General features: G+C 54.0%; 1 protein-coding gene. It reads left to right on the forward strand.

Annotated elements, in window-relative coordinates:
* The first annotated feature begins 36 nt into the window (after nt 1-36).
* The gene (locus KVS69_RS18685) at nt 37-432 is read left to right on the forward strand and encodes a hypothetical protein (protein WP_217539474.1); all 396 of its coding nucleotides are present in this window, start codon (nt 37-39) and stop codon (nt 430-432) included.
* Nucleotides 433-531 lie beyond the last annotated feature (99 nt).

The raw sequence follows: 531 nt of genomic DNA on the forward strand, positions 1-531 counted from the left end.
CTGCGTCCCTTCAAGTAGACGAAAAGGGGTTAAGTTATGGCAAGGTTGGCCGAAAGTTCCGTGGTGATTGCCTTGCGGGATTGGCAATGGGCAACCGGACGTATCAGCAAAAGCGATATTGGCATGTTCATTAGCTTGTCGGGCAATGCTGATAAGAAGTTCGGTGATTTTAAGCTCGGTTTGAAAGACAGGTTCTACCTCTTCGAGGCCAAGTCCCCTTCTGATTCGGTTTATGAGGAGTGGCATCGACCGATCGAAAAAGGTCGTAAGCATGCCCATTGCATGTTGCGTCGCCTAATTGAACGGCTTGCCGATAACAGCCAGCGCGAAGAAGCGAGAAAACTTGCCGGTCTGTCGCTTAGGGCACACCATTTTTTATATGCGGATCTAACCGGAACGCGCCCAGCTCTGCGAATCGAGCCCTATTTGTAGGGCACGCTTCGGCGCGGTGGTTTTGCCGAGTACGCCCCACAGGAACCTGAGAGGGGCAGGGCAGAGAAGGACGGGCTTCGGCGGGGTCCTAGCGCGCTC

Origin of the sequence: Stenotrophomonas sp. GbtcB23 (assembly GCF_019091045.1) — a bacterium.
Classification (GTDB): domain Bacteria; phylum Pseudomonadota; class Gammaproteobacteria; order Xanthomonadales; family Xanthomonadaceae; genus Stenotrophomonas; species Stenotrophomonas rhizophila_A.

Excerpts from the sequence above, each read along its gene's own strand:
- KVS69_RS18685 (WP_217539474.1), top strand. The coding sequence starts at position 37 with ATGGCAAGGTTGGCCGAAAGTTCCGTGGTGATTGCCTTGCGGGATTGG.